The 24,979-nt window shown below is 59.9% G+C and carries 12 protein-coding genes; 3 read left to right on the top strand and 9 right to left on the bottom strand.

The window, feature by feature from the left end:
• Positions 1–26 precede the first annotated feature (26 nt).
• Genes HB393_RS09505 through HB393_RS09495 form a run of 3 tightly spaced genes read right to left on the bottom strand, consistent with a single transcriptional unit; the run spans position 27 to position 3,288 of the window.
• The gene (locus HB393_RS09505; RefSeq protein WP_255550946.1) at positions 27–443 is read right to left on the bottom strand and encodes a prepilin-type N-terminal cleavage/methylation domain-containing protein; all 417 of its coding nucleotides are present in this window, start codon (positions 441–443) and stop codon (positions 27–29) included.
• Positions 444–445: 2 nt separating this feature from the next.
• Positions 446–916, bottom strand: a complete 471-nt coding sequence (locus tag HB393_RS09500) for a type II secretion system protein (protein ID WP_213804939.1) — start codon at positions 914–916, stop codon at positions 446–448.
• On the bottom strand, positions 916–3,288 hold the full coding sequence (locus HB393_RS09495) for a cohesin domain-containing protein (protein WP_345945114.1): 2,373 nt from the start codon (positions 3,286–3,288) through the stop codon (positions 916–918). Before HB393_RS09495 ends, HB393_RS09500 begins: the two co-directional genes overlap by 1 nt.
• Before the next feature lie 388 nt (positions 3,289–3,676).
• On the opposite strand from HB393_RS09495, the gene smpB reads away from it, so the two are divergent.
• Complete coding sequence (gene smpB, locus HB393_RS09490) at positions 3,677–4,216, top strand: SsrA-binding protein SmpB (protein WP_213804937.1); 540 nt, start codon at positions 3,677–3,679, stop codon at positions 4,214–4,216.
• Between the two features lie 92 nt (positions 4,217–4,308).
• A complete protein-coding gene (locus HB393_RS09485; RefSeq protein ID WP_213804936.1) occupies positions 4,309–5,853 on the top strand; it encodes a leucyl aminopeptidase in 1,545 nt (514 codons plus the stop codon).
• A gap of 29 nt (positions 5,854–5,882) precedes the next feature.
• Here HB393_RS09485 and argS read toward each other — a convergent pair whose 3' ends face one another.
• Together argS and HB393_RS09475 are read right to left on the bottom strand one after the other, a co-directional pair.
• Positions 5,883–7,916 carry an arginine--tRNA ligase gene (gene argS, locus HB393_RS09480; RefSeq protein ID WP_213804935.1) on the bottom strand — a complete coding sequence of 678 codons (2,034 nt, stop codon included), beginning with the start codon at positions 7,914–7,916 and terminating at the stop codon, positions 5,883–5,885.
• 41 nt (positions 7,917–7,957) lie between these two features.
• A complete protein-coding gene (locus HB393_RS09475) occupies positions 7,958–9,022 on the bottom strand; it encodes a lysylphosphatidylglycerol synthase transmembrane domain-containing protein (RefSeq protein ID WP_213804934.1) in 1,065 nt (354 codons plus the stop codon).
• Between the two features lie 284 nt (positions 9,023–9,306).
• Here HB393_RS09475 and HB393_RS09470 point away from each other — a divergent pair, with 284 nt between their 5' ends.
• Positions 9,307–10,905: a hypothetical protein gene (locus HB393_RS09470; RefSeq protein WP_213804933.1), complete on the top strand. Its 1,599-nt coding sequence runs from the start codon at positions 9,307–9,309 to the stop codon at positions 10,903–10,905.
• A gap of 556 nt (positions 10,906–11,461) precedes the next feature.
• Here HB393_RS09470 and HB393_RS09465 read toward each other — a convergent pair.
• From HB393_RS09465 to HB393_RS09450, 4 genes are all read right to left on the bottom strand, one after another.
• Entirely contained in the window at positions 11,462–16,447 is a 4,986-nt protein-coding gene (locus HB393_RS09465) for a cellulose biosynthesis protein BcsC (RefSeq protein ID WP_213804932.1), read from the bottom strand.
• Positions 16,448–16,647: 200 nt separating this feature from the next.
• The gene (gene bcsZ, locus HB393_RS09460; RefSeq protein ID WP_255550945.1) at positions 16,648–17,856 is read right to left on the bottom strand and encodes a cellulose synthase complex periplasmic endoglucanase BcsZ; all 1,209 of its coding nucleotides are present in this window, start codon (positions 17,854–17,856) and stop codon (positions 16,648–16,650) included.
• 5 nt (positions 17,857–17,861) lie between these two features.
• Positions 17,862–22,436, bottom strand: coding sequence for a UDP-forming cellulose synthase catalytic subunit (gene bcsA / locus HB393_RS09455; protein WP_213804931.1), 4,575 nt, complete (start codon positions 22,434–22,436; stop codon positions 17,862–17,864).
• Positions 22,433–24,787, bottom strand: a complete 2,355-nt coding sequence (locus tag HB393_RS09450; RefSeq protein WP_213804930.1) for a cellulose synthase operon protein YhjQ/BcsQ — start codon at positions 24,785–24,787, stop codon at positions 22,433–22,435. Before HB393_RS09450 ends, bcsA begins: the two co-directional genes overlap by 4 nt.
• Positions 24,788–24,979 lie beyond the last annotated feature (192 nt).

The raw sequence follows: 24,979 nt of genomic DNA, 5'->3' as shown, positions 1-24,979 counted from the left end.
GACCTCGATTTACACCGAAAAACCCTCTACCAGCTGGCGTACGACGTCCCATCCGCCGCACTCAACTGCGCCCCGGAATGAACATCGTCGATCCCCGACTGCGTCTGGTCCATGGTCGACAGCATGTCCGACTGCACCGGAACCCAGCTATCGCTCCGCTTCGTAAACGGATCCACCGGCATCACCTTCAGGTAGCCAGACTGCACCAGATCGTCCAGCGTCTGCGGAGCCTTCTGCTTATCCACCGTGTAAGCATCGATCGCCCCCCGAAGCGTATGCAGATCCTCTTTGAGGACCGCCTCCTTCGCATTTCGAACATTGTTCGTATACGAAGGAATCGCAATCGCCGCCAGCAGACCGATCACGACCATCACGATCATCAGCTCCAGCAACGTAAAGCCGCTCTCGCCGCCGCTTGCTTCGGTCCTTCGGATTGGGAGCATCTCTACCATGTCGAGTACTTGGTCCCGTCGAGCGCCGTTCCGTAACTTTTGCTATGCACATCGAACACGTTCTGCCCTCCGAACGAGTCCGAATCTAGATCGTCCTGATTCGACCGCAAACCCCACTCTGCGGTTCCAGTCATCGGATCCACCGGAATGCGCCGCAGGAACTTCACCTTCTTGCCACCTTGCGCCTCGACTCCGTTGACCAGCGACTCCAGGTCCGGAGGATAGTTGAAGCTGTCAGCCTTGGTCACAAACGCGCCCTTCTCCGCGGCGTCCTTGTAGCGGTCGATCGCATCCCGCATCTCCCACAGGTCCCGCCGCAGCTCACGCTCCTTGGTGCGCTTCACCTGGAAGCGCGCAATCGGCACAGCAGCGGCGGCAAGAATGCCGACGATCGCCACGGTGATGATCAGCTCGACGAGCGTAAGACCCGCCTCGCCGCTCCGCCTTGGCCCAAACCTCCGCATCACTTCACATGCACCACGGTCTGCGAACCGACGGCCGAAAGCGTGGCTTGGGCGCTGTTCTTCGCGCTCACCTTGACGAGAGCGAGATTGGAGTCACCTGCAGCCTTAGCCCGGAACGTAAGCGTGCAAAGGCTGCCTTGCCCCGTCACACCCGCGACTCCTGGAGGACGTGAGCTGGAAATAGTCACCAAGCCAAGACCTTCCTCCTCCCGATGCGCCATGGCAACCGCTTGCCCATCGCGGCCCAGGAAGTCGCCCGCATCTACATTGACCAGCTCCAGAACCGCCGGGTTGAACTGCATCTGCAATGGCACGGAATAGACATCTCGTCCATTTGCCAGCATCACGGCCACCTGGAACGTACTTCCAACCGACTGGTTCGGGCTACCTGCAACGACAGTCAGGCTCACTGGCGGACCGTCCGAAGTCGGAGCCGGAACAGCAGCCGGATTAGCACCTTGAGCCGGAACCGGACCCGTAGATCCAGGCTGCAGCGGCGCTGCCTGCTGACGCATCTGCTGCACCATCGCGGAGGCCGCATTCGCCGCGCTGGTCGCCTGGTTCGCCACCGGCCTTAGAGCCGGATTCAAGCTGGCCTCTAAATCCGCCTTGGGAGACGTATCCCGGCGAAGCTCGATCGCCTGCCCAGTACCAGTATCGATAGCCCGCGTGTTCAACCGCGTCAGCAGAGACTCGCGCACAATATGCGGAATCAGCAGGAAGACGATCTCATCCTGTTCGTTATCCGTGCTTCGGCTTCCAAAGATGTACTTCAACAGCGGAAGTTCGGCGATGCCAGGCGTCCCTTGAACGTTAAGGGAATCTGTCTTGGTGATAATGCCCGCCAGAATACTTGGCTCGCCTTCTTTGAGCTGAATGACCTGTTCACTCACACGTTGCGAAATAATCGGTTCAGCGACGCCGGAGATGACGACCGTATTGCTTTGGGTAGACACTTCGATCTTCATCTTCAGCGTCACCTCACGGTCATAATGAACCGTAGGAGTCATATCGATGTTGACGCCTACGTCAAGATACGTGAACTGTGTCTGAACTCCGAGGCTGGCTGTACCAGTAGAGACGCCGGCGCTATAAGAACCTGTAGCCACTGGAATCTTTGAGCCAATCTTCACCGTGGCGCGCTGGCCATCGGTCGCCCGGATGCGTGGATTCTGTAGAACGCGGGTATCCGCATCGGTCAGCAGAGCATTCAAGGTTCCGCCACTAAGACTCACACCGAAGTTCGTCGCATTCAGATGCGCCAGCGAGTTCAAGGTGAAGTTGGAAGGCGTCCCTGTGGCAGGAGTAGTACTACTGCTCGTGCTGGTGGGGCTCGCCTGCGGTGTAAGTCCGAAGGACTGCGGCAGCGTGATGCCAAGATTTCGCATCTTGATGCGGCTGACTTCGAGGATCGCAACATCGACCACGACCTCCGCACGAGTGCGGTCCAGGTCGTTCAGCAGCTTCTGAGCCAGCATGAGCTGGTCGGGGGTGGCCCGCATCACGATCGCATTCTGGCTCAATACCGGATAGACCTTGACGCTCGGATCGAGCAAATTGCGGATCGCCGTCGTTACTTCGTTTGCATCATTCTGCTGGATAGCATTCGTCAGATAAAACGTCTGCACCGCCAGTTGATCCAGGTCGGTGTGCTTGGTGCGATTGTTCTGAGCAACAAAGATCGTATTGGTTGTCACCGGCTTGTAAAAGCTGCCCCCGACCGTTCCTACGATCCGCAGTGCATCCGACCAGGTAACGGCTGTCAGGTCGACGGGAATTCGCTTGGACTGAAAGTCCGGATCGAACAGAACATTCAGTCCCGCAGCCTTCCCAATCGCCTGATAGATGACCTTGACGTCCTCCACCATGTGGAGCGTAATCGGGTCATTTGACATCGGCTGCAACTGGACTGGACCGGACATGCTCCCAATCGTGGACAACACCTCATTCTGTCCGGCCATCTGCTCCATAGCTGCAGGCGAGGGAGGAGGCGGAGGTCCAGACTGTTCTTTCTTAATAAGGTCAATCTCTTGCTGGGCTGTCTGATTGCCTGGATCGATCTGAAGTGCACGGCCAAACTCCGCCAGCGCGCCCGCGGCGTCACCACTTTGCTTCACCACTCGTCCCCGGTCCACATGGGAGACCGCCGCCTGGAACCTCATGCGCTCATAACGTCCCTTGTAGCGCAGATCCTTCGGCTTCTTCAGGTGTGCGTTCCGGTACGCCTCATAGGCCCCATCGAAATCTTCCCGAACCTCCGCGTTCTCGCCCCGCTTGTTCCAGGTAGAAGCAGACTGCGCCTGCGCTGGAGTGACGTGGATCGCCGAAAGACACGCGACCATAAGCGCCACGGGAAGAACCCGGGCAAACAAAAGCGATCCTAATGCTCTGAGGGGGGATTTTCCGCGATCCATACTGCTTTCGTTTGCGTCCTTTACACGGTGAAGAGTGCGGTGATTGCCGAAGCACCCGCCTGTCGTGAGAATGAGCCGGACGCTACCTGTTCTGGCGGGATCGGACAGGCTGTTGCGCTCGCGTGAGTATAGCATTCGGCCCAGGGGGAAACCTCATCTCTTCCAATAACGTACGGAATACCCTCGCCGTCTTGCCGGCGGATGCGACACTTCGACATACGTCGCTTCCAAAGACGATGCGGTGGGAGACCTGAATTTTAGACGTGGCATAAGAGGACAGGTGAGTCGCTGTCGCCAAATCTTAATATCCTGCCATCGCATGTTAAAATTGAAAGTTCTAACTCCGATGCCCCGCTCCCTCTCCAATCCGACCGTAGCCAATGTGGTTAAACCTGTCGTCAAGGAGAAAGACCGCGACCCGGTCGCCGCAGGAAAAAGGGACGCCGCCTTCAACCGCTCCGCCACCTTCAACTACTTCCTCACGGACAAATTCGAGGCCGGCGTCGCTCTCCGCGGCACCGAGGTCAAATCGATCCGCGAAGGCAAGGCCAACCTCAAGGACGCCTACGGCCTGCTCAAAGATGGCGAGTGCTTCCTGTTGAACGCTCATATCGGCCCGTTCTCACATGGCAACGCGATGAATCACGACGCGCTCCGCACCCGAAAGCTACTCCTGCACAAGAGCGAAGTCTACAAGCTCGAAGCCTTGACCAAGCAAAAGGGCTTTACCCTGATTCCGGTCCGTCTCTACTTCCGTAACGGCAGGGTAAAGTGCGAGATCGCCCTAGCCAAAGGCAAGCAGGAGTGGGATAAACGCGCCACAGAGCGCAAACGCGAGGCGGACAATGAAGCCAAAGCCGCCATCGCACGCAGTCAGCGCAGATAACTCCCCCAACTCGCTCACCACTGCAACTTGAATCAAAAGAAAGCGGCTCCTGCCCCGCCGCTGCGGTCGTGAGTCGCGCTACGATAGAGGCTATGGAAACTCGCCTCTCCTTTCAGGACGCCACTGCTTTCGCAACACCACTCCTGGCCGTGCTAGCGGTAGATGTTGCAACCGGCAAGGACGACGAGCCCCTCGTCGCGCTCATGACGACCTCGGACGCCATCTCCAGCGCCGTAGCAAAGGTCCTTGAAACCGGCGAGTTCAAGGCCGCACACGGAGAGACCCTGCTTCTGCACGCCCCAAATGGTCTGAAGGCAGAACGGCTGCTGGTCGTCGGCCTGGGCAAAGTCAAGACACTCTCTATTAATGAGATCCGCAAGGGAGCCGGAACCGCCGTGCGTGCGTTGAAGCCCCGCGGCATCCGCGACCTGGCCATCGTCTTTCCCCAGGATGAAGCTCTCTCCGACGAGCACCTCGAAAACCTTCCCTGCACCGTTCTAACCCGCGCCTTGGTAGAAGGTGCTGAGTTGGGCGAGATCGACTACGACACCTATAAGAGTGACCGTAAGGACACAGCCGTCCACAGCCTTACCATCCTCGCCGCCGTGGTTGAGCCCTCCACGAAATTAGAGATCCAGATCGGCTTCGAAGAGGGTCTCATCCTCGCAAGCGCGCAAAACTTCACCCGCTCGCTCGTAAACGAGCCTGGAAACGTCTTGACCCCCACCGTCCTCGGCCGGCGGGCAGCAGCCATGTGCTCCGAATTCGGCCTCAAATGCGAAGTCCATTCGACAGAAAAGCTGAAAAAGCTCGGCATGGGCGCATTCCTGGCCGTAGCCCAGGGCTCGGTCGAGCCTCCAGCCCTCATCGTGATGACCTACGAACCAGCAGGCGGAAGCCGGCCCAATTCGCCGGTCTTCGGCCTCGTGGGCAAAGGCATCACCTTTGACACCGGCGGCATCTCCATCAAACCCTCCGAGGGCATGGAGAAGATGAAGTACGACATGGCCGGTGCAGGCGCCATGATCGGAGCCATGCGCGCCATCGCGCAGCTCAAACCGAAGGTCAAGGTCATCGGAGTCGTCTGTTCCGCCGAAAACATGCCCGATGGAAAGGCCTTCAAACCCGGCGACGTCGTCACAGCCATGTCCGGCAAGACCATCGAGATCATCAACACCGACGCCGAAGGCCGCCTCGTCCTGGCCGACGGCCTGCACTACGCGAAGACCCTCGGCTGCACTCACCTCATCGACGCCGCGACCCTCACCGGAGCCTGCGTCGTCGCGCTGGGAACCTTGAACGGCGGCCTCTTCTCAAACGACGACGCCACCACCGAAAGCTTCCAGGCGGGCCTCGCAGTCTCGGGCGAGAAGTTCTGGCGGCTGCCTTGCACCGAGGACTACCACGACCACATCAAAAGCCAGATCGCGGACATCATGAACACCGGCAAAAACCGTGCCGGCGGAGCCACATCCGCCGCAATGTTTCTGAAGCAGTTCGTCGGCGACACCCCCTGGATCCACCTCGACATCGCGGGCTGCGCCTGGAACGAAGAGTCCAAACCCTGGATCGCCTACGGCCCCTCCGGCATCGCAGTGCGCTCTATCGTGGAGTGGGTCCGCGGTTACAGCAACTAAAACGACCCAATCCTGTGCCCCGCCGCACCCTACATCACCGGCGGCGCCACGATTCCCAGATACCCCAGCGCCCGCACCATCTCGCGCTGCGCCACCGCAGCCGTAGCCAGCAGCAAAGTCTTCCGGTCAGGGTCCGCCTCATTCAATACATGATGACGGTGGTAGAAGTTATTGAACTGTTGCGCCAGTTGAAAGGCGTACTTGGCCAGATAAGCAGGCTCCGCCGTAGCGATGCATTGTTCGATCACCAGCGTCAGCTTGGAAGCCAACAGCCATGTCTCCCAAAGGCTCGCACCCTCCTCGCCGTCCAGCGCTCCTCCCAGCTCAAGAGTCGACATCGCCGCCAGCGACTCCTCCGCCGTCGTACCCGCCTTGCGAAAGATATTCGCCGCCCTGACGATCGCATATTGAACGTAAGGTCCCGTCTCCCCTTCAAAGCTCAACGCATCCTTGAAGTCGAAAGCGATCACCGTATTGCGCGTAAATCGCAGCATAAAGTACCGCAGCGCTCCAATACCGATCTGCGTGGCGATAGCAAGCCGCTCCTCCTCGACGATCTGCGGATGCCTCGTATCCACCTCCGCCTTCGCCGCTGCAATTAACTGGTCCAGCAGATCGTCCGCCTTCACCCCGAAGCCCTTCCGCCCGCTTACCTCAAGATAAGCCTTCTTCTGGTCCTCCTCGCTCACCGTGTAGCCAAGGTCCAGCGCACAGCGCGGCGTCAGAGCCACCATCTCATAGCTGAAGTGCGTGTAGTGGTCCGCCGCTTCGGTAAATCCCATCCCCCGCAGCGCCTGCACCACCTGCGTCTGCGGATCGTTCTGCCGCGAATCGATGACGTTATAGATCGCATCCGCCTTCCCAAAGGTAGGCGGCTGAGGCTCAGCAACCGGGCCGGCAGTCGAGATCCAGCACGTATGCGTCGGATACTCATGGAACCGCTCGTAGCCGAAGTCCTTCCCCGGCAGCAACCCGAACTTCCAGAGGTGATACGCGATGTCCTTGCCGACATACGTCACCGTCCCGTTCGAGCGCACGATCACCTTCGCGTCCTCATCCGGAGCATCGCTTCCCTCCTCCAGCGCCTCCACCCCAGCCCGCCGCATAACGTAGCAGCCCTTATTCTTGCCCGCCGTCTCCAGATACAGAACACCCCGCTCCATCATCAGCGTTCGAGCCGCATCCCAGAAATGCAGCGAAAGAATCTCGCTCTCGCGAGGCAGAAAGTCGTACTCGATCCCCAATCTCTCCATCGTCTCCAGATGCCGCCGCAGCACAGCCGTCGAGATAAGGTCCGCGATCTCCGCCGTCGCATTGCCGCCCACCTCCAGTGCATGCAGCGTATCCAGACGAAGCTGCTTCCTCGCGGCCAGCTCCGCGGCATCCGTCGTAGCCGTGTACCACTGCGACACGCGAGCGTACAGATCCCAGCAGTAGTAGTCGATCCGCGTGTTGGTCTCCATCAACTCCGTCAGCAGCTCGCGTGTGCTCTCGACCGTCTTGCCCTCGAGATGCACCAGCCCCACCACCACATCCGCGACCTGCACCCCGGTGTTATCGATGTAGTTCTGAACCCCCACCTCGTAGCCGCTCTTATAGCTATCCCGCCGCAGCAGACGCTGAAACGTGTCCCCCAGAATAGCGTTCCGCAGATGCCCAATATGCGCGGCCTTGTTCGGATTGATGCTGGTATGCTCCACCAGCCGGAACCCCGGCCCACCGATATCCGCATGCCGGTCCGCGGCACTCTCCCGCACCGCCGCCGGACGATCCAGCCGAATGTTGAGATACCCCGCACCCGCCACCTCGACACTGGCGATCCCCCGCAGCTCCGGCTGCCCCGCCGCCAGCTCCGCGCTCAACTCCGCACCCAGCTCAGCGGCAATCGCCCGCGGAGCCTTTCGCAGACGCTTGGCCAGCTCGAACGCCACCGGAAGCGCCAGCTCTCCAAGAGCGATGCTCGGCGGCTGCTCCACCGCAAGCTGAGTCAAGGTAATTTCGTACTTGGTAAGAAGAATGGCCTGGATCCGGGCCAGCAACGACTGCTGAATTGTGCGATACATGCTTGCGATTCACCGCTTTAAAGAAGTAGATAAGACTGCATTCAGTCTACGCGAGGCAACTGCGTATCCAGCGGCAGTTCAGTCGGCAGCGTCTCAATCTCATCGAGCAGCGGCTTGTGATTATGAATCCGCGCACGATGGATAAGAAAGATCACTCCCCCTGCCCCCGTCACCGATATCAGCAGCCACGCATGCAGCGCCAGCCCAAACAACGCCGACGGAGCCGTCTGCGCCCCATGGCTCACCAGCGAAGTCTTCACCGCCCACTCGAACGTCCCAATCGCTCCCGGAGAACTCGGAATCAGATAAGACAAATTCGCCACCGACACCGCCTGCCACGGCCCAATCCGATCCGTCACCAACCCAATCGCCCGCGCCGCCGAGACGAAGATCATCCCCTCACATCCCCATATCACCACCGACTGCATCAGCAGCAGCAGCGATCCCGTCACCCCGATCTCCCGAATGCACCCCAGCGCAAGCAGCAGCCAACTCTCGACCTTCGCCAGCTTCGGGCTCTGCGGAAGCCGCGCAAACAACCTGCGCGAGACCGCCTCCAACGCCCTCGCCCCCACCAGCAGGACCAGCAAACCCACCGAAGAGATCGCCAACAGCGTCTCCGCCAACTGCCGCGAGTGAGGAGCCACCCCAGGCCCCATAAAGCTCACAAACAGCAGCACCAGCACAAAGATATCCAGCAGCTTCTCCAGAATCACCGTGCTCAGAATCACCGAAGGCGAAGCCCCCAGATCGCCCGCATAGGTGAAGACCCGCATAATATCGCCGATCCGCAACGGCAGAATATTGTTCGCCGCCAGCGAGGTCATCAACACCCGCGCACACACCCCAAACCGCGCCCTCGTCGAACGCATCATCCGCGTCCACCGAACGCATCGCAGCGTACAGCTGCCCACCGTAAACGCAACGACACCGGCAAGCCATACTGGCCGCACGACATGCAGAGACCGCATCTGCGCGAACGAGATGCCCTTGAAGGTGTACCAAAGAAAAAAGATACTAATAAGAACGCCTGGAAGAGTCTTCGCCAGGCCTCGGCTACGCGTTGGACGAACACGCGAATTGGAAGGGGAAACAGAACCGGTCATGCAGTCTCGCGAGACACGTTAAAGGAGTCCAGATCAAAGGCTGCATAAAGAAACATAGGCAAATCCATTGTAGCCTCGCGGCCCCACTCTCACGTCTCTTACCTTATAACCCTCGGCACTAGAGACACCTCACCGCTCCTGCTCCGAATCGCTTTACCACTATAACGTTGGCAAATCACATCCGTCTTACATACTTTGGGTATGCGTGAATAACAAGTACGAACCGCGCTTTACTTGCCCTACACTGACCTTGGCGTAACATCCGCCCTCCGGAGAGCTGCTTTTTGGCATCGACGCTCGCGCTACCCACGCTTGAAAAAGCGTCCCAGGAAAAACGGCGACTATCCGAACCAAGCTTCGGGATTGCCTTAGTGACGGTGCTCACCACTCTTGCCCTGGCAGTACACGGCTATCATCCCTACGCCGAAGACGGCGGCCTCTACATGGCGGGCGTCAAACGGCTTCTCAACCCCTCCCTCTATCCGCAGTGGTCCGCCTTCGTCACCGAGCATCTGCGCTTCTCCCTCTTCGCACCGCTCGTAGCCGCCTTGGTTCGGATCTCCCATCTTCCCCTGATGACCGTGTGGCTCATCCTCTACATCGCCACCTTCTGGCTGACGCTCTACGCTGGCTGGCTCCTCGCCCTCCGCTGTTACTCCCGCCGCGCATCCCGCTGCGGCGCGGTCGCCCTCCTCGCCGCAGGCCTCACCATCCCCATCGCCGGAACGTCCCTGATGCTGATGGACCCTTACTTCTCCGCCCGCAGCATCTCCACCCCCTTCGCCCTCCTCACCCTGGTCGGCATCTTGGACCTCTTCCAACTCCGATCCCCCCCCGAGAGCAGTCGCAGTCGAACAAAAGCCATAGCCCTCTGCTTCGGCTCTCTGCTCATCGCCATGCTCGTCCACCCTCTCATGGCCTCCTACGCCTTCGGCTTCGCCCTGCTGCTGGCGATCCTCCTCTCAAACAGTCGTCAACTTCGTATCGCCGGAAGCGCCGTCATGGCGGCTCTCGCCATCTGCCTCGCAGCACTTCTCTACCTGGCCGCTCCGCCCGAAAACAACGCGTACATGCACGTCGCCCTCACCCGCTCCTACTGGTTCATCAGCCAATGGCAGTGGTACGAACAGTTCGGCCTCGCCGCGCCCCTCGCGATCCTCGCCCTCTTCGGACTGCAACGCCGCCGCATATCCCGCCTCGCCGCTGGCAGTTTGGCCCGGACGGGAATCGTGGCAGGAACAGTCTCCCTGGTAGTCGCCATCCTCTTCGCCCGAACCAACGCCCCCAGCTACGTGGTCGCACGCCTTCAACCGCTAAGAATCTTCCAGTTCGTCTATATCTTCATGATCCTCGCCTTGGGAGCCGCTCTGGGAGAAAAGTTACTCCACCGCAAAGCATGGCGCTGGGTCGCCACCTTCGCTCTGGTAGCCTCCATCATGCTCTACGCCGAGCGGCAAACTTACCCACACTCCTCCCACCTGGAACTGCCCTGGTACGAAGCCACCAACCGCTGGCAGCGAGCCTTCGGCTGGATCAGCGCAAACACCCCCGTCGACGCCCTCTTCGCCCTCGACGCCAACTACGTCACCGAACCCGGCGAAGACGCCCAGACCTTCCGCGCCATCTCCGAGCGAAGCGCCCTCGCCGACTACTCCAAAGACGGCGGCGAAGCCTCCATCACCCCCGCCCTCACCGCCGCCTGGACCATCGGCCAGGCAGCCCAAACCGGCCTCAACACCGCCTCCGACGCAGCCCGCCTAGCGATGCTCCGCCCCCTCGGCGTAAGCTGGGTCGTACTCCCAAAGATCGCCATCACAGACTTCCACTGCGCCTACGCCGACGACTCCGTAAAGGTCTGCCGCCTCCCCCTACGCACTCCATAAGCCCAATCAACAGACAATTTTAAATAGAAATAGAGACGACGACCGCCTCCTCTCCCACGGCCACAAATCCGGGTGCCCCACCCTTTTTGCAGCTTCATCGCAAATAGGGTGGGGTATCGGGCAAAGCCCGACCGCCTTCCTCTCCAAAACCCAGTAGCCCGGGTGCCCATCCTGAGGGCACCTGATCGCCCGATGACCGGGGAACCACAACCCTCCCCCGACCTCGAAGCCTTTACAATCTCCAAACCAACCAAAGACAACGAAACGGCAGAGCCATCGCTTTTTAAATCCCCCAAAAACCCAGCAAAATCACATGTCAAGCCCCAAAACCACCTAACCAATTCAAAACCAACAACATCCAAGTGGCACTACAGTTATGCTCCCCTAGCTAAAATAGAAGTAGAGATATTTCAAACCAGCCACCACAGGAGGCTGAGTACGATCATTGACATCTGGACAGCAACCAAGGGCACACCAACTCCCCACCCAAACCAATTGGAATGAAGAATCTATGCAATAAGACGGGGGGAGGGGGTGTGAACGGAGGGGACACCCTCTACGGAACACGAAGAGGCCGGAAACCAGCATTCGTCGGAAACAGACCCGCCGGGCTACTCTCCGAATCAGGCTGCGACTTGAAGAGGTAGCGTGCAAAGAATCCACCCGAGACCATGTTGTAGTTATTCGTATTGTTCCCAGTCAGAAAACCGCCCACATACCAGTGATCCGCAATCCGGTAAGAGGCCTGGGTGTTGATCCCGTAGTTCAACCCCGTATTGCTGTTCAAAGGATAGAGCGGATTTGCGGCGCCGGTCTGGAGAAACACATCCAGCGGAAAGTAAGGAGCCTTATCCTCCTGGAACGTCTGCAAACCGATGCTGCCATTGATCGTGTAATGCAGCGCATGCTTGTAGTGCCCATTGAACGTGACCGGAACGCCCGCGAGGAAGTAAACGTTCGGGCTGAAATAACCACCCTGCCCATACGAGAGACCCCGCTCATTATGGTCATAGTGCATCCCGTAAAAGCTGGTGCCAACGTTCAGGCTCCCATAAGCAGGCCAGCTCTTGATCCGGAAGTACGCTCCCATCGTGCCTTCATACTTGCGGTTCTCGAGCACATGGTAGCCGGTCAGGACCGCCCCTCCACCCGACACGTACAGTCCGGAGCGCTCCGTCCCCGCGTCGACCCGCACTCCGCCGCCGGTAGCGATCACGCCGCCCCAGATATTGCCGTCATAGACCGCGGTGACGGTGCCCGGATCGCGAATACCGGCATACGAAAGCTGCGTATCCCTCACCGAATCCCGGTCGCCGAAGAGAGTAAAGTGACCGCCCAGCGGGCTCCACTGAAATCGGCCCGTAACATTCGTGACCAGAAAGCCGTACGGCGTATAACCCACCGCCACGCCGATGTTCTTGGCCGTCAACTGGAACTCGCCCCCGATGCCGCTTGAAAACTGCTGCGCCGGAGTCGCAAGAACCGCTCCGCTCGCGGTACCCAGCACCGGAATCGTACCCGTCGCGTTCGCAAACGAAGCCGTATTCACCGTCCCCGAACTGAGGAACACTGGCCGTGGAATGACCGTCGCCCGAACCGATTTGCCCAGCACAGCAGAGGCCTCAAACGGAGCCTCGAAATCAGTCAGGCGGTCAAAGCCCGGTGTGCCGCTGCGGTAGCGTCCATACCCTGTTCCACCGACCCAGTTGCTGTAGGAAGACTCCAGCGTCGCAAGCTCAAGCTCCGTCTGCGCCCGCTGCGACAGCGGCGGTCCAGCAGCGCCGGCAGGATCGAACCCATTCCGCAGAGGAGGAACATTCTTCGCGACAAGATCAGCATCCGACGGAGGCGTCCCAACATCGGTAGCAGGACCGATCTCAGGGTAAGCAGTCGAACCGCTCAAAGGCTGACTTACGCCCGGATAGCTCATCGCAGGTAGCGCCGGAGGAGCCGCCTGCGTCCGGGGCGAAGTTGCCCGCCGTGCTATCGTACCCCCGCGCGTCGTCCCAGGCTGCGGATACTGCTGGCCATAGCTGTCCCCAGCCTGTTGATTGCTGGCAGCAGCCGGACTCTGCCTGAACTGCATATTCTCAGTGCTTGCACCACTCAGATCATCCGACGGAGGATTGCTCTGCCCCATCATCGGTGCTGGAGACTTGCCCCGCCCCGCCCGAGCATTCGGCATATAGCGCGCCGTGGGCAGCACATCGGTCACATCGCGCTGCGCCGGTCCCACACGAGGAGAAGCATCGCCCAGCTGCACCGGCACCGGCGAAGGAGTATATCCGGAGGTCGGAGGAACATACGGAACGTAAGGACCGTAGATCTCCTGCTGCGGGATCGCATTGTTAGCCCGCTGTCCCTGCCCCTGATATGGCTGCTCCGGAGATATCTGCATCCGCTGCTGCTCCGGATACGACGAATCCCCCAGCGTTCTGGAGGTCGAGGGATACGAATTACGAGCATCGTAGCTCGGCTGCGTCGGCGGAATCGCTCCGCTATCCATAGGAGGAACCTCTACCGAGGCTCGCGGATCATAGTCTCCAAGACGGCTGCTGCTGGCCGCCGCCCGCGCACTTCGAGACGCCGGATTGCCCATATACGGAGGAACCACGCTCGACTGTCCGTTATAGCCGCGCCCCGTAATCTGCACCGGAGCCTGACCGTTCACATTGCCATAGCTAGGCAGATACGGCTTCGTCGGCTGCGGAACCTCGGGCATGCTCACCGCCGAATCGTCAGGAGCGCGCAACAGCGTAGCGAGATCCTGCGGCTCTAACGACTTCGGAAGGCGCGTCACAGGAAGCGGCTGGCTCAACTCCGCAGCCAGCTCCGCGCCCGGATCGCCCGGAGGAAGCGCAGCCAGCGAAGCGCGATAGTACTCCGCCGCGCGTCCGCTATCGCCACGCGCCTGTTCAAACTTCGCACCGAGATTCAACATCTCAGCGTCCCGTGGATAAGCGTCCAGGCCATAACGCAGCCAGGTCTCCGCCACCTTGGTGTCGCCAGAGGCAAGCGCAGCTCCTACCGCTGATTTGTAATCGGAGGCTGAAGCCGCGGTCATATCCTGCGACTTGAAGATCAGCACCGCCTGCTTCGGTAGTCCCGCGCGAGCATAGCCCGAAGCCAGCGCCCTCAACACACCGGGATTATCCGGGAAGGACTTCGCCGCGGCATTGAGAATCGCCAGCGACCGCTTGATGTTGCCGTTGGCTCCCGCCTGATTCGCCCGCCGAACGGCCCAGTTGGTCCAGATGGTCTGCACCGTCCGCCGTTGCTCGTCGGTCAGGTCCGTCCTGCCTCCCAGCAACATCAACTGGCGATACAACCCTGCATCATTTCCACCATTGAACAGGAGCCACGCATCTTGAACATCGACGTCTACCGGAGCAGCGCTATGTTGCGTCGCATAGTGCTGTTGCACGCGGTTCATGAAGATCATCGCTTGCTGAGATTGACCAAGCGAGTTATAAATCGCACCGATCGTCTGGAGATACTCGACATCGTTCTCCAACTGGCCCCGCACCGAGGACGGAATCTGCTGAACCTGCGCCAGCGCCTCTTGATCACGCCCAGCGCCATGCAGCACGGAGAGCAGACCCTTCCACGCATCGGGACGATCTGGATTCTCCGTCAGCACCTCCCGATAGATCGGGAATGCCTTAGCCGAGTTACTCCGTGTGAGGTAGATCCCAGCGAGTTGCAGAAGCAGCGGAGTTGGAGGTCTTTGGTTCGCGGCAATCTGCTGGTTGACCGCGCGCTCCAGAATCTGTTGCGCCGCATCCAGCTTGTTCTGGCTCTGGTAGATCGACGCCACGGTCGTCTGGAACCCCGGATCGCGCATCGCGATCTCATAACTCGCTGGCGGCATGCTGGTCAGCGTCTGCAGCGCGAGTGGATCCTGCTTCATCGCATGTTGAACGCGAATCAGGCCCTGCCAGGCCGCAGTATTGGAGACGTCCGCAGCCAGGACCTGCCGGAACAACGCACCCGACTGATCCAGCCGGTTCGCCTGTTGCAGAAGGCTGGCATATTGCAACTGCGTCTCCACCTTGAGCCCTCTGGCCCCAGTCGGAAACGGCAGATCGAGCGCGCTTCGCAGCACACGCTGCGCGTCCGCATCGCGCCCCACGGCCGTATAAGCCGAGGCAAGCGAGCGCAGAAACTCCGGGTCCTTCATCAATTGCGTTTGAACTGCTGGCGGGATGCGCTTCTCCGTCATCAGAGCCTGCGGAGCATTTCCAGCCCCGTAGTAAGCCATGATCAGACCACGCCAACCAGCGGGAGCGGTAGGCTTCACCTTCACGTAGCGCTCAAAGACCTGGATCGCCGCCTCGGACTGTTGCGCCTTCAAAAACGTACCGCCCAAGCCCTCCAAGGCCTCCGGACTATTGGCCCGCATCCCAAGAGCAACCTGATACTGCTTCTCAGCCGTCGTCAGATCGTTCTCGTTGAGCGCCGTCGATGCCTCGCCCATCGTGTAGTAAAAATGCGCCGTCTCAAGTGCGGTGTAGACCCCAGGATCGCGGGCTCCGTTCTGCTTCGCCTGCTCCAGAAAACTGATCGCACCACCGAAATTCGATTGCTGCATCCGCACATAACCCAAGCCAGCCAAGGCTCGGGCATTCTCCGGGCTGTTCGACAGAATAGCCTTGAATCGCAACTCCGCGTCATCAAGCCGCTTGGCATTAAGCGAGTTATACGCCTCCTGCTCGGCAGCGCTCCGCGCTCGTACCTCTGCTGCCGCTGCAATCTCTTCAGGCGTCTGTGGGACCGCCCGCGGATTCACCTTCGGCTGGTTCTTCAGAGCTGTAGCCAGTTGCGCATCGCTATGCTTCGCCAGATAGGCACGAATATCCGCGGCACTCGCCGGATTCGCCGAATCCCACACCAAAGACTGTCGCAGCGCCGCCGCCGCAGCAGGATCGCTGGAATGCCGCTCCAGCAACCGGCGTCCTTCCTCGCGAGTCTTCGGGCTGTAGGTCAGAATCCGGCCTAGCGCCACCTGATAACGCGAGTCGCTGGGATTCTTCTCCATAAGGCCGCGCAGGCCCGAGATAGCATGTGCCCGCCCATCATCGGTTGCGGCCTCCGTCTCGTAGTACGTCAGCGCCCAATCGCCCGCCGGCGGCGCCGCCCCAAAGATCTGCCGGTAGATCGCCATCGCCTGCGCGTACTGCCCAGACTCAGCCAACTTGCCCGCCTGCTTCAGTTGCACTGCTTGATTCTGCTGCGACCCCATGGTCTCGACGCGCGAGATGTTCGTATCGTTCGGATTGATCGCTCTCAGACGATCCAGATAAGTCGTCGCCAGGGCATTATTGCCGCTAAGCTTCGCCGACCGCGCCAGCCCCGCCAACGCCGTCGTATTCTGCGGATCGGCCAGCAGCACCTGCTGCCACGTCTGCGCCGCCATATCCATGCGGCCACGAACCTCCAGCGCATGCGCCTTGTCCAGGAGAGATTGTGTCGCCGACTGAACTCCCGCACCGGTCTGGGCGCGCAACTTCTCCACCATCGGAGCCCATACAAGTGCGCTCATCAAGATGGCAGATACTACGGGCCGTTTTGACCAAACATTCTTCATAATGTGTCGGTGAGAAGGCGGTTCTTGAGAGGAATCACAGATGATACCCCAATCCCCTTCCGAAGCTTACCCCTTTTCTGCCGATTTGTACCCTTTTTTTCGAGGGTTTCCGCTGAATTGCACCCGCGAATGCATACGATCGGAAGCTCGCCTCCCTATCGCCACTTCACCTTCAACCTTCCTTGGCGGTCAAAACGGAAGCGCTGCTCCAACCATCCGTCCGCGAAAAGAGCCAGATTCTGGTCGTAATACAGACCGTCGGCTCCGTACAGACCGCTTGCGGGATTCTTCATCGCAGCCATGCGGTCTATCTGCACCTTCTCTTCGGCCTTCATGTTATTTGCGTGCAGGTAGGGTATTATGGCTGCCGAAAATCCAACTGGACCATCCGCCTCCACCACCGCTCCAGCTTCATCCACACGGCGCGGCGGAGTCGCATGCCGCTTCATGTATGCGGCCATCCCGGCCAGTCCCGCCAAAGCCTCTCGTACCCCAGGCGTCTCAGGATCGGCGATCCCCAGCCACAGATAAACCCGGATCGCATCGTAGCTTCCCGCCGCCGGACCAGACCGCTCCCCTGCGCGTTGCTCTGTAGTAGAAGCCATCGGACTCAACGCGCCTCCAGCCGCCACCCAGTCCATCGCAAATCCACCTCCGGCGCCTTGTGTCAGCACTACCGGCAACGAAGCCAGCACCGCTCCCCAGGGCCCTCGCGGAAACGTCGTAGCAAGATAACTCAACACCGAAGGAGGAAGATAGCTCGGATTCAAGATCCACGTCGCCGCATCCGGATGAAAGCCCTGCGGCCCCGGCAGAATGGTCGTCCCCACACTCACCAGAGCCACCTCCCGCTGCGCGATGCGCGATGCCATCGCCGTCCCAAGCCGCTCGTACCGAGGATCGTGCCAAAGGCGTCCCGCCTCCAGCAACGAGTACGCCATCCAAAGATCCGCATCCGACGCCGGATTCTGATCCAGCGCCTTCCAGCCTCCGTCAGGAGCCTTGCCCCAACTCCAGGCCGGCAGCCGCGCCGCCAGATCTCCTCCCGCCAGATTGTCCTGCGTCCAACCCACTAGCTTGTCGAAGCGCGCCCTGTCGTTCGCCACCAAGGCAAAGAACATCCCATAAGCCTGCCCCTCGCTGGTCGTCCTGTCCCCGGCACTATGGTCGACGATCCGTCCCTGCGAATCGAACGCGCTGCGTGCATAGCTCTCCCACAACGGCCAGGGCTGCTCCGCACGGCAACCCCCTTGCAGGCAAGCCATCAGCGTAACTCCAAGCACGATGAAGCTCCGCAGCGTAGTAAGCCCGCTAAGTCCACTCCGCCCCATCTTCAAAGGCCGGTGCTTCCCAAGACGCTCCATGAGAGTTAGTCACTTCCCTGAAGTCTGGCTCGCGCATGCCGTCGCAGCATGGCTCGAATCAGCACGGCCATGAAGAAGCAGAAGAAGAGCGTCGAGACCACGATCAACCACGGAAACTGCGAGAACAAAAGATTCACCCGCGTCCACAGCGACAGCGAGCCCACCTTATACACATCATTACCGATGCGGTACGAGTCGAATCGCGCTCCATGCAACACGCTTACCGACTGAGAGATATCCGACGACTGCGAGGTCTTCAGGAACACCGTGAGGAAGTTCGGCACCACCGTATGGTCGCGCAGCGCAATCATCACCACCGACCGGTTCGATCCGCTGGGCCACTCGATGCCTTCGATCAGCGCATCCGGCAGACCGCCCGCGGTCTCCAGTTGTCCCGATTGAATATGGTCGGAGCTGCGCACCTTCCACCAGGCATGCTGCAGCCCGGCGAAGAAACCTTGCGTGTCCTGGATGTGCAGGCCGCTGCCATCGACGATCACCGGCAGAGACGCGCTCAACTTGGAGAGGGCCGGCTGATCCTCCACCGTACCCAGCACCAGATAATCCTTGCGCCCATCGGTCTTCATGCCATCCGCGTTCGTGACCCCGACATGCAGCACCGGATATCCGGTCTGCGCACCGAAATGTCCCATCAATGTCAGGAACACCTCGATCTCGCCCGTCCCTGGCGCATCCGGCAGCACGACCACCGTATCCGACAGATCGGCCTTCCGCGTAAACGGATATCCCGCATTCGCAAAGATCTCCAGGTTCGGCATCACCGCCAGGTGAGGAATATCGCGAATATCGAGGTAAGAGTCCTTCAACACTGCGCCTTGCAGGTTGTAAGGTGCAGTATCCTCGCACTTACCTTTCTTATGCAGCAGAAAGATGAACTTCATCGACAACGAGTTCGAGAACGGCCGCATGTTGACCCGCGGGACTGGCACAATCGTCTCCAGCACCGACGAAGCCTTATCCGTATGCGGCAGCGGAGTCGAGCTGACGTAACCGTCGTTCATGTACACCTGTAGGGTGCTCTCGCTTGCCAGCGGAATCCCGTTGTACCGGTAGCCCATATGGAAGCCCAGGTTCTGCTGCGTGCACTCGTAGCAAAGATCCGGAGGCATACGCATGTAGACCCGCAAAGGAACCGAGCCATCGCCTTGCAGATCGTCCGTCTGAGCGATATCCCCGATGCTCGTCATCTTCTCCGTGCTCAGCCAGCGCGGCGCATCATCAGGCTCCCGCGGCGTAGGCATCTTCAGTGCCCGGATGCTCACCTTATCGCCTTGGAACATATCGCGTTGCAGCGTAAGCGCCGTGGCCGCGGTCAAGAGATCGTCCGCCGAATCGCCTGTAAGCACCAGCACCTTCGAATAAGGATCGATCGGATTAGTCCGCATCGCGATCGTCGGACCCGAGCTATCGCCGATCCTCAACGGCCCCGGCAACTCCCCGCTGTTCTCCCCCAGCACGATCGCGTTTCCACTCGGAATGGTCCCAATAGAAATCGCAAAACGCACCGACCGGAAGTCCGTCATCATCCCGAACCACGAAGCCACGATTCCCGCAGCCTGCAACGCCTTGGGAGTCGGCGGAGTCAAAAACACAATCGAAACCACCGGATGCAGATTGACCGCCTCGTCATAAAAAGGCAGCGGCAATAGCTTCAGGTCGTTCTGGAGCGGCAACAGTGCGCCGGCGATCTCGATGGAAGAAGTCGTGTCGATATGGCTCCACAAAGTCGTATGCGAAGGGTCTTCGCAGCTCATCGTGTAGTGCCCTACGAACTCGAAGGTCAACTCATTCTTATGCACCAGCATCTCGGCGGGCATCGTTAGCGTCGCCTCAAGCAGCGCGTTATTTTCGCTGCGTGTCACCACCAGCGTCTGCTGATCGGAAGCCTTCTGTTCAGCCGTCGGTTCCACACGTCCTTGCGTGCTAGCCGGAGTATTCACCGCCAGCGTCGCAAAGAGAGTCCCGTTCAAGCTGACCTTCAGATGGCTTAGCGCAGGCAACAGACCCGGCGAAAAGTGGTACCGAAGCTTCATCGTCGCCGTCTTCACCACCTGCGTCTGCGGCAGAGAGAAATACACCGAGTGGTAAGCATCTACCCCATGCAACACAATAGTGTCCTGAACCCCTACATCGGCCAGCGTAAAGACATTGTCGAAGGTTCCCGGAGCGACGCTGCGTGCGATCCCGCCGTCCGTAGGCACAGCAGGAAGACCTGTTCCACTCTGGGTAGAATCGGGCGAAGTCTGAATAGTAACCGGCAGCATCTGAGGCGAAACCTGCGAGCCTCGCATCGAGCGCAACTGCGCTTTGGCAGAGCCGACGCTCGTCGACAACGCAGCCAGCAGCAGCAGCGGAATAACGTTTGCGGCTAACTTTCCTTTAGGCGGTACGCTCTTCTTCGTCTTCATGAAACCTCGTACCGTCTGCGACATCCCGTGATAGGAAAGTTGAAAGATAAGACCAAGACTCCTCAGCGGCCTGTCCGCCTCGCGGGCCTCACCCCAGCCCAGCCATGTATCGGCGCGGGAGTAGAGCACCATCGTCAGCGCCTCTTCCTCCTGCAGCGTCAGCGGATCGAACTGCGCTCGCAGCACATTATCCTTTACGCCAATCACCGTAGCGGGCAGTGTAGCCTCTCCGTCCAGCACTGGGAAGGTAATCCGGACGGGCTCGCCCGCAGCCACGGTAAAGTCGTGGTCAACATTGATCATCGCGCCGCCGCTCGACATGTCCGCCGTCACGCCTGGCACCATCGTTCCATCTGCCAGCCGTATATCGGCCTGCACCGCCATCGTCACGCGAACCGTCTGTCTCCGTTGCTGGTTCTCCCACGCCACAGCCACACAGACGCCCAGAATCACCATGTTGAAGCCCACCCAGATCAGGTTCATCACGATCGTTCCTGGGTGAGTGCCGTCATACCAGGTATTGAAAGGCCAGAGCGGAATGTAAAAGGCTCGAATGATCCCCATCAGGATGCCGACGATATTCATTCCGATCATCAACAGGAACGGCTGTGCAATGCGGTTGTCGAAGAACTTGCGATTCACCACACCGCCCTTCGCCGTCACGTCGAAGCTTCCCAGCTTCGGGCTGACGATCGCCAGCATCGTAGGTAGCAGAATGTACGGAGCCAGGACCGTCTCGTAGATCTCGTTCCAGAAGCTGTGCCGGTGTTGCCCTTGAATGCGAGAGTTGGTGATATTCGACAGAATCAAGTGAGGAAACGCATACGCCAGAATCGCAGCCCAGTAGCCCGGCACATTCGTATGCCCCAGGATCAGATAGATCAATGGAGCCGTTAGAAAGATCAGTCGCGGAAAGGCATACAGAAAGTGCGACATCGCATTGAAGTAACAGATGCGCTGCGCCAGCTTCAGCCCCTTCGCAAACAAAGGATTGTCCGTGCGCAGAATCTGGATCATGCCGCGCGCCCAGCGAATACGCTGCTTCACATGGCCGCTCAGCCGCTCCGTCGCCAGGCCCGCAGCCTGCGGAATATTGATGTAGGCCGTGTTCCATCCATTCATCTGCATACGCAGCGAAGTGTGTGCATCTTCGGTCACAGTCTCTACCGCAATACCGCCAATCTGATCGAGCGCAGTACGGCGAAGCACGGCACAAGAACCGCAAAAGAACGTTGCGTTCCAGAAGTCATTCCCATCCTGCACAATGCCGTAGAACAGCTCGCCCTCATTCGGAATAACGCGAAACTTGCTCAGATTGCGCTCGAACGGATCGGGAGAGTAGAAATGGTGCGGCGTCTGCAGCATCCCCAGCTTGCGGTCGCGCAGGAACCAGCCCAACGTCACCTGCATGAAGCTGCGCGTAGGAACGTGATCGCAATCGAAGATCGCCACGAACGGCGACTCAAGCCGGGCAAGTGCGCGGTTGATGTTGCCCGCCTTCGCATGCTTGTTGTCGTCGCGGGTCATGTAGCCGATGCCTGCCTCTTCGGCGAACCTGCGAAACTCATCGCGCTTGCCGTCGTCAAGGATATAGACGTTCAGTTTGTCCGCCGGCCAGTCGATATTCATCGCCGCCAGCGCCGTGTAGCGGACCACGCTCAACGGCTCGTTATACGTCGGAATCAGCAGATCGACCGAAGGCCATAGATCGATATCGTCGGGCAGAGGCACCGGCGTGCGGCGTAGCGGCCACAGCGTCTGCATGTAGCCCAGAAACAGGATGGCGAACGCATACGCCTCTGCCCCAACCAGCATCCAGATAAAGAACGCGTCGAGATAGCTCCACGTATTGCCCGGATCCAGAAAGAACTTAACCGTGTAAGAGATACGCCAGTATCCATATCGAAAGGTCGAGTACATCGATGCCAGCATCAGCGTCAGAGTAACCAGATAGGAGCTGGAGCTGCGATCCATCCAGATCGCCAGTAGGACCGTCATGATCCCCAGCACCAACTGTTGCGGCCAGGTAAGCTCCAGAATCCCGGTGAAGCCGAGCACAAAGACACCCCCGGCAAGCACCACGAAACGAAGCAACCTCAGCAGAAACCCATCACCTGATTCAAACTTCCTCCACAGGGGAGAGCCAGTCATCTTTCACTCCAGCGCACATTACGGAAACCCGCTGTCGCTGGCGCCGCAATCGTACGAAGCCATGCGGCTACGTTCTGATAGTCCTCTGCAATCGGTGTCTCTGGAGCATAATCCATCACAGTCATGCCCTCTGCCAGCGCCTCGCTCACCGCAGGTGCCCGGCGGATCACGAACGGCAGCAGCCGGTCACCAAGCTGACGCCGCAACACCTCACGCACATCCAGGTGCAAAGGCAGCGAAGCGTCGAACTGGTTGATCAAAAAATAAGGCTGCAGCGGCCGGCCATCAGAATCTACCACGCCATGGAAGTACTTCTCCACCGCTTGCAGACTGATCACCGAATTCATATCCGGCGCCAAAGGCACCAGCACCGTCGGACTCATCCCCGCCATCCGCCGCGCCACCCACCCCGACGCAGGCGTCAGATCCAGCAGAATACGATGTGTGCCCTTGCTGTTGGCGATGATCTCTTCCACCAACTGCTCCTGGACCGCATCATCCGCGCTCCGTTGATCCACGTCATAGCTCACCAGATAGATCGGCGCATCGGTGCTTCCACTCGGAGGCGAGAACGTCCGCACCACACCCTGACGAAGCTCGCTGGCCCCAAAGTAAAAGGGCAGCAGACCATGCGAAGTCGTATCCGTCAGCAACACCTTCTCCCCAAGCGAAGAAAGTGCGCGCCCCAGAGTCGCGACCAGACTGGTCTTCCCCACGCCTCCAGCCAGCGAGAACACCGCCAGCACCGGCGTACGCGTCTCCTTCTGCCGAATCGGCGCCTCTAACTGATCCTGTCCCGGCTGCTCGAACACGCCCTTCAAGGCGAACCACCGCGCCGCCACCCGCTCGCGGCTATGCTGCAGAGTATCCGCCACCGAAGACTGAACCGGGATGGACGGCGTCGAAGCGATAGGCGAACTCACCACCGGCTGGGGAGTTACAGCGACAACCGGAGTCTGCGGCGCGTACAGCCACGCCGGCCCGCTGGGGTCCGCCACATACGGCACACGGGGCGTTGCGTTGACCTTGCCCTTGGTCGAAGGTGGACCCGACTGCCTGCTCGCCTCAACCGGAGTCGCCTTATAGGCCATATCATCCTGAGCACGCCGTCCGCGGGCCGGATCCCCTCCCGTAGGAGGTGAAGAGACCGTACGAGCGCCAAAGATCGGCAGCGAAGGAGAGATACCACGCGTCGGCTCCTGCCCTATACGCCCTCCAACGCCAGTGCCCTCCCTGCGTTGCGGAGCACCCGTACCGAAATCTGCAGGAGCGGAGTCGTCCGAAGAGAACGGCCACGCCGCCTGCTCCTGTGGAACCACGGACCGTGCAGCGATGCCTCGTCCCGCCTGCTCACTGACCCCACGAACCGGATTTGTCACCGCGGGAGAGACAAAAGCATCGTCATCGTAAGCCTTATAAGAGACCCGGGCTGGCGTCAGATGCCGTACCGGCTCCGCTCCCACATACTCGCCCTTCGGCTCCTCGGACTCCGGAGCGCGATAGATCTGCCGCACCCCCGAAGCATCGTCAGGCCGATATCCCTGCGGACGCCGCTGCCCGGAGGTCCGTGCGGAGTACTGCGCAAAACTCTCGATCGACCCTTCCGAAACACGCTCCGTCTCTGAAACAGGAACACCCCTGCGATCCTGATACTGAATCGGCATATCCGAAGCCGCAGCCTCCGCACCAATCACGCCCCTGGGCACAATAAAGTTCGAAGTCGACCCGGAATGGTTGCGAAGCGAAATAAGCCGTTCATGCGTTCGCTCGGCCTGAATCTCCGCTGGAGAATTTGGAGTATAAGGATCCGAGGTCTCTCCCGGCACCTCGAAGATGGCGCTGGACCTGCTCCTCCGGCTGCGAATCTCCGATTCGGCATACTGCGCCTCTTGGCGGCGTGCGGAAGCCTGCGCCTCCGCAATCTCACGCTCCTCCGTACGAGCGGCGGCTTCAGCAACGGCGGCGGCCTCTGCACGCCGAGCAGCCTCAACCCGTTCAGCAGCGGCAATACGCGAAGCGCGGTCTGCCTCCCGCAAAGCCTGCTCCCGGTTCGAGTCCGCAGCCGAAACTCCCTCCGACGTCTCGGTCGCCTCCGCCTGCTTCACCGCGGCTTGCGCGGCCGCATCGGCGGACGAAGCCGCTGCCTCAGCCTCGGCCTGTGCCTGCAGCTCCTGCTCGCGAACCTGCTCCGCGGCGCGATGACGCAATTGGGCCCGATACTCCCGGCGCGACGCCGAAAAATCGCGATACTTCGCTCCATGCAGATTCGCCCACGAGTAAAGCACCGCAACATCTTCGGGAGTATCCGCTACCTGTGTCTCGTCGATTCTGTCTAAACCGCGGGAGTCCATAATGTAGTCCTATAACCTTCTAGCGATCCTCTAAGTCGGGACCGCTCTTAGTCGCATGAATCGAATTGCACCCTGGGTTGTGCGATAGGCTGAGGCTACTGTGGCCGCTACCCCAAGTCAATGAATCCTCGATGACACTTTAGTGTCACGACGTTCAAGCTCTACGCGGGGATTCGCGTCAATCCACCTCCT

Source organism: Granulicella sp. dw_53 (genome assembly GCF_018449545.1).
Lineage (GTDB): Bacteria > Acidobacteriota > Terriglobia > Terriglobales > Acidobacteriaceae > Edaphobacter.
Note: the sequence above shows the minus strand (reverse complement) of the source record. Positions and strands in the feature narration are given on the sequence as shown.